The 4,992-nt window shown below is 69.5% G+C and carries 5 protein-coding genes and 2 tRNA genes; 6 read left to right on the top strand and 1 reads right to left on the bottom strand.

Going from position 1 to position 4,992, the window contains the following annotated elements; genetic code table 11:
- The 4 genes from ACOJSF_RS10595 to ACOJSF_RS10580 form a co-directional block, all read left to right on the top strand.
- On the top strand, nucleotides 1–515 hold a 515-nt coding region (locus ACOJSF_RS10595; protein ID WP_420142169.1), incomplete at its 5' end, for a hypothetical protein.
- Nucleotides 512–1,864, top strand: a complete 1,353-nt coding sequence (locus ACOJSF_RS10590) for a PepSY-associated TM helix domain-containing protein (RefSeq protein ID WP_420142168.1) — start codon at nucleotides 512–514, stop codon at nucleotides 1,862–1,864. The genes ACOJSF_RS10595 and ACOJSF_RS10590, both read left to right, overlap by 4 nt.
- A 59-nt stretch (nucleotides 1,865–1,923) precedes the next feature.
- A complete protein-coding gene (locus tag ACOJSF_RS10585) occupies nucleotides 1,924–3,585 on the top strand; it encodes a M28 family metallopeptidase (RefSeq protein ID WP_420142167.1) in 1,662 nt (553 codons plus the stop codon).
- A gap of 48 nt (nucleotides 3,586–3,633) precedes the next feature.
- A complete protein-coding gene (locus tag ACOJSF_RS10580; protein ID WP_420142166.1) occupies nucleotides 3,634–4,077 on the top strand; it encodes a hypothetical protein in 444 nt (147 codons plus the stop codon).
- Nucleotides 4,078–4,085: 8 nt separating this feature from the next.
- Here ACOJSF_RS10580 and ACOJSF_RS10575 read toward each other — a convergent pair.
- Nucleotides 4,086–4,159: transfer RNA gene (locus ACOJSF_RS10575), tRNA-Gly, on the bottom strand.
- 113 nt (nucleotides 4,160–4,272) lie between these two features.
- Between ACOJSF_RS10575 and ACOJSF_RS10570 the strand changes: the two genes are divergently transcribed.
- Both ACOJSF_RS10570 and ACOJSF_RS10565 read left to right on the top strand, forming a co-directional pair.
- Nucleotides 4,273–4,358, top strand: a tRNA-Tyr gene (locus ACOJSF_RS10570).
- Nucleotides 4,359–4,705: 347 nt separating this feature from the next.
- Nucleotides 4,706–4,992: RNA methyltransferase substrate-binding domain-containing protein (locus ACOJSF_RS10565; RefSeq protein ID WP_420142165.1), on the top strand; the 287-nt coding region annotated here is incomplete at its 3' end.

The following is a 4,992-nucleotide window of genomic DNA, read 5'->3' as shown; positions in this document are numbered from 1 at the left end:
GCCACGCCTGGGGCCTGCCGAAACGGTCGGCGCGGTACAATCTGGTCGCGTGGCTGCTGCTGGCGGGCGGGACCGTCGCCGGCGCGGCGGCGGCAGGGGCGTGGGGCGTCACGGTGGTGGGGCTGGCGGCGACCGCCGTCGCTTTGCTGCTGCTCGCCCCGGCCGCGCTGGCGACGCGGACGAGCGGCCGGGCGACCCCGGAGCGACGGGTCCACATGCTGCCCGATCGGGGCGAGCCGACCCGGATCGGCGGACGCCTGCTGACGTTCGTGCTGACGGTGCCGCTCGCGCTGGCGAGCGCGCTGGTCCTGGTCGTCGCGGCGCGCGGCGTGGCAAGCGCCGCGGGCGCCAACGAAGCCGACGCGAACGTGCTGGCGCTGATGCTGCTGCCCTTGTCGTGGATGGTGCTGATGACGATGGTGCTGATGACCGGGCGGCGGCGCACCCAGGTGCTGGCGCTGGCCATTCCCGCCGCGCTCGGCGGGGTGGCCCTGCTCGCGGGGGTCGGCGCGTGAAGCCTCTGTTCGGGCCCAACATGGTCAGGCAGGCGCTGGTCGGACACGCCGCCATGGGGCTGCTGGCGAGCGCGCTGCTCTATATCGTCTGCGTCACGGGCACGCTGATCGTGTTCTACGACGAATTGCAGCGGATCGAGCAGCCGCACGCGCCCGAAATGGCGGCGATCGCGCCCGACGCGCTCCAGCGCGCCGTCGCCGACGTGCTCACCGCCGAGCGCAAGGCGGGCAAGGCGCCGAGCACGCACCTGTACATCCACCTGCCGGTCGCCCCGCTGCCGCGCGCGACGCTCATCACCGATACGCAGGGGCTGCACGTCGGGCCCGATGGCGCGGTCGTCACGACCGAACAGAATAGCTGGTCGGAATTCCTGCTCGACCTCCATTACGCGCTCAATCTGCCCGCGCTGTACGGGATCATGGTCGTCGGCGCACTGGGCGTGGTGATGCTGGCGCTGTCGCTGACGGGCGTGATCGCGTTGCCCCGCATCTTCCGCGACGCGTTCCGCCTGCGCACGCGCCAGCCGGGCGGGGTCGCGCTGGCCGACTGGCACAACCGGCTGAGCGTGTGGACATTGCCCTTCTCGCTCGCGATCGCGCTGACGGGCGCGATGATCGGGCTCGCCACGCTGGCCGCGTATGGGATCGCGGCGCGTTATTACAAAGGCGACGTCACCGCCGCCTACGCCCCGATCTTTGGCGGCGAGGGAAAGCCCGACACGCGCCCGGGCGGCATTCCCGACGTGGCTGGCCCCCTGCGCTACGTCACCACGCGGATCCCCGGCGTGCATCCTTATTATATCGTGGTCCACGATCCGCTGACCCGGGGGCAGCATGTCCAGGTGCTGGCCGAACATCCCCGCCGCCTGATCTATGGCGAAAGCTACAATTTCGACGCGCAGGGGCGGTATCACGGGGCCGCGGGGCTGGCCGAAGGCGCGCTGGGCCAGCAGGCGGCCGCGTCGACCTATCGCCTGCATTTCGGCAATTTCGGCGGGCTGCCGGTCAAGATCGCCTATGTCGTGTTCGGGACGGCGCTGTGTGCGATCGTCGCGACCGGGACGTATATCTGGCTGGGAAAGCGGCGGCGGCGTGGGCGGCACGAGCCGCGCCTGCGCGCGGCATGGGACGGCATCGTCTGGGGCGTGCCGATTGCGCTTGCCGCTACCTTCGTCGCGCGCATGGCCGGCGGGAATGCGATGCCGCTGACGGCGATCTTCTGGATCGGCTGCGCGGCGATTATCGGCGCCGGGATCGCGATCGGAGACCGGCTGCCGCTGGCGCGGTGGCTGCCCCGCGCGGCGGCGATCAGCCTGCTCGCCTGCCCGCTGGTGTGGCTGGCGCTGTAGCGAGCCGACCGCGCGACGAAGCGGTTGTACGCGACCCAAATGCCTGACAAGCTGGCCAAATGAGCCATGCTATCGCTATCACCCTTTCGCTCCTCGCCTCCACCGCCGCCCTCGCCCAGCCCGCCCCGACCTTCGACGGCGCGCGGCTGACGGAGGACGTGAAGGTCCTTTCCTCGGACGAGTTCGAAGGGCGCGGTCCGGCGACCGAGGGCGAGGTCAAGACCGTCGCCTTCCTCACGCGCCAGATGGCGGCGATCGGGCTTCAGCCCGGCGGCGACCTGTCGGGCGGCAAGCGCGGCTGGACGCAGGACGTGCCGCTGCTGAAGGCGTCGATCGTCGGAAGCCCGTCGCTGACCCTGACATCGGGCGGGGCCGCGCAATCGCTGACGCAGGGCGAGCAGATCGCGGTGCGCGCGGCGATGACCGGGCAGAAGCGCGTCACGCTGAAGGACGTGCCGCTGGTGTTCGTGGGCTATGGCGTGTCCGCGCCCGAGCGGAAATGGGACGATTTCAAGGACGTCGACGTCAAGGGCAAGTTGCTCGTCGTGCTGGTCAACGATCCCGATTTCGAAGCCGGGATGAAGGGCGAGGACGGCCCGTTCGGCGGCAAGACGATGACCTATTACGGCCGCTGGACGTACAAATACGAACAGGCGGCGAAGCTGGGGGCGGCCGGCGTGCTGATCGTGCACGAGACCGAGCCCGCCTCCTACGGCTGGAACACGGTCAAGAATTCGAACGTCAACACGATGTTCGACATCGTCCGCAAGAACCCGACGGCGCAGCACACGCCGTTCGAAAGCTGGATCCAGCGCGACGTGGCGGTGAAGCTGTTCCGCGATTCGGGGCTGGATTTCGACGCGGCGAAGAAGGCGGCACAGTCGCCCGACTTCCGCCCGATGCCGCTGAAGGCCACGCTGTCGGCGGATTATGCGGTCGATGCGAGCGTCATCACCTCGCACAATGTCGCCGGGCTGCTGCCGGGGGCGAAAAGGCCGAACGAGCTGGTCATCTATTCGGCGCATTGGGACCATCTGGGCGTGGGTCAGCCCGACGCGCGCGGCGACCGCATCTATAACGGCGCGGTCGACAATGCGACGGGCACCGCCGCGCTGCTGGAGATGGCGCGCGCGTTCAAGGCGGCGTCGCCGACCGACCGATCGATCCTGTTCCTCGCGGTCACGGCGGAGGAGAAGGGGCTGCTCGGCTCCGAATATTATGCGTCCAACCCGCTCTTCCCGCTGGCGACGACGGCAGGCGTAATCAACATGGATGCGCTCGATCCCGTCGGGCCGGCGCGCAATTTCACCATTTCGGGCGTGGCGAAGCTCGACCTGCTCGACCGGCTGGTGGCGGTCGGGGCGGCACGCGGACGCACCTTCACCCCCGATCCGCACACCGAATCGGGCGGCTTCTACCGTTCGGACCATTTCCCGATGGCGAAGCGCGGCGTGCCGGCCTTCTCTTTCGGATCGGGCAACGATCTGGTGGATGGCGGGACGGCGCGCGGCGAAGTGCTGGGCAAGGCCTACAACCAGGCCAAATATCACCAGCCGGCCGACGAATGGTCGCCGGAATGGGACGTGCGCGGGATTACCGACGATCTGGCGATGCTCTACACGGTCGGGCGCGATCTCGCCTCGTCGCGCGACTGGCCCAACTGGAGCGCGGACAGCGAATTCCGCGCCGCGCGCGACGCCAGCGCGGCGCAGCGAAAATAGCGGATCGGACAGCGATTCGAGAAACGCACAATAGCAGCCGGAGGGGACGTGGCTGACAAGAGGGGGAAGGCGTCGTCGGTGGGCGTCGGCGCCACGCCCGACGCGACGTCGGACGACGAACTGGCACGCATCGCCGAGCGAGCGGTGCAGGCGCGGCGCAGGCTGTGCGCCGAGCTCGACCCGCAAATCTTCGGCCATCCGCCGATGGAGTTGCTGCTCGACCTGTTCGTCGCGGGGACGCAGGGACGGACGGTGCTCGACGCCAGCCTGTCGGCGCACGCGCCGCAGAGCGTCACGCTGCGCTGGCTGAGCCAATTGGCGCGGATGCGGCTGGTCGAGGAATTTCCCGCGCCGGCCCGCGACCCGGACCGCGGCGCGCAACCGCTAGTGCGGCTGAGCGAAAAGGGCCGCGCCGCGCTGCGCGCATCGCTGACCATGTTGGCCCTCCACCCGACGGATCAGGCAAGCGAGGGGCAATCGCTGGCGAGGTGAGGCCGGGCTGGAGCGGGTGAGGGGAATCGAACCCCCGTCGTAAGCTTGGAAGGCTTCTGCTCTACCATTGAGCTACACCCGCCAGGCCGGCGATGCGCGCCATGCCATCTTCGTACCGCATCGGTCAACGGCACGGCGTTGACAGCCCGGCCCGCCTTCGCCAAAGACGCGCCTCCCCAAGCGGGTGCGCCCCGGGGACAGGTGGCCGAGTGGTTAAAGGCAGCAGACTGTAAATCTGCCCGCGTGAGCGTACGCTGGTTCGAATCCAGCCCTGTCCACCACCGCTTCAGCAACAACGCTGTCGAGCGGTGGTCCTTCCCTGATCCGACACTGTCCGCTGCCGGCCGCGCCGTGCGATGGCGGATTCCCCGAACGCAAATGGCGACGACGCGGCCCAGCGATCGACATGCGCGTGTCGATGACATGGCGTGCTTATCGGGAAGCGTGCGGCCGCCGGTGGAGTACACGCCTTACGCCGGCGACCGCAGAGACGCCCTAGCGCAGGGTGATGCCCAAATCGTTAACATCGCCGTCCCGACGCAACGGCGGTAGCGCTGCCGTCGGCAGACCATGCCCAGGACACGTGCGCGGACTTGCAATCGGCGGCGCGGGTCCACATGCAGCGCCGATGCGCCGAGGTCACCGTCCGTCCGTCCCCTCCTCCAACCGTCCCCGCATCTGGGGCCGCCACGCCGTGAGCGCGGCGCTCGCCAATCCAGAGCGGACGGTGCGGCGTGTATGGGGCACGCGCGAGGCGCTGGGGGCGTTCGGCGGCTTCCCGTCCGACCTGCCCGTGACCTATGCCGAGGTCGCCGATCTCGGCCGGCTGGTGCCCGCCGATGCGCCGCATCAGGGCGTGGTGATCGAGGTCGATCCGCTGCCCGAAATCTGGCTGGGCGACCTGCTCGATCGCGG

This window comes from Sphingomonas sp., from assembly GCF_048594985.1.
GTDB lineage: Bacteria > Pseudomonadota > Alphaproteobacteria > Sphingomonadales > Sphingomonadaceae > Sphingomonas_I.
Note: the sequence above shows the minus strand (reverse complement) of the source record. Positions and strands in the feature narration are given on the sequence as shown.